The sequence below is a fragment of the Bartonella sp. AP58NXGY genome (assembly GCF_042195785.1).
In the GTDB taxonomy this organism is placed as follows: domain Bacteria; phylum Pseudomonadota; class Alphaproteobacteria; order Rhizobiales; family Rhizobiaceae; genus Bartonella.
In genome coordinates, this window is sequence record NZ_JBHIOY010000211.1 from 1 (window position 1) to 761 (window position 761).

A 761-nucleotide genomic window follows, 5' to 3' on the forward strand; every position below is an offset into this window, starting at 1 on the left:
AATTATACGAGGAATGGGCAAAGAAATGTGAGAAGGATGATTCACCGTTCAAATCTTCTCAAAATTGTAAAAACCTTCGACAAGCATATGTAGAACTTTTTTTGAGACCCTAAATTTATCCGTTAAAAAGAAGGGGAATTTATTGATGAATAAAGTCATTATCACAGCATTCCTGCTTTGTACTGGAGTTGTTGTGGCTGGTTGCGAAAAGACTTATAGCGTAGAAGATTTTAAGAAAGATGAGAAATTGATGCAAGAATGGGGAATGAAATGTGAAAAAATGGAGGAATCTGTCAGAGAGAAATCTAAAAATTGTCGAAACGTTAAACAAGCATATGGAATTTCTTTTTGGCTTTCATTAAAAAATAAAATTCAGTAAATTATTATTTCAATAAGGGATTGGACCGTTATTGATTTTATTCCGTTTTTTGGATTTTTGCCTCTAACTTTTGGGGCGCTTTTGACTTCAAGAGCTAATCTTTTACGGTTTGTACTCTTTGTGGAACAGATGACATATTGTCATCTGTTCAGCTAAAAAGTGCTTTTAATTGTGGTACCTGTTGCACCGGAATGAGACGCTGCGTGTTGCGGCTCATTTTTTCAAATTATACGCTAATTTTTTAATGCCTTGGTTGCATGCATGATGAAATATGAGATTCAATCTATGTTGGGGTGTTTAATACACATAAATATTTTATCACACGAAGAATGGCTTTAAGCTTTTACGGTTAATTTTGAAAAATTGGGTGGGAAATATCTGT

General features: G+C 33.8%; 1 protein-coding gene. It reads left to right on the forward strand.

Going from position 1 to position 761, the window contains the following annotated elements; genetic code table 11:
* The first annotated feature begins 145 nt into the window (after positions 1-145).
* Positions 146-379, forward strand: coding sequence for an EexN family lipoprotein (locus tag ACFINC_RS10505; protein WP_375617177.1), 234 nt, complete (start codon positions 146-148; stop codon positions 377-379).
* Positions 380-761: the final 382 nt, after the last annotated feature.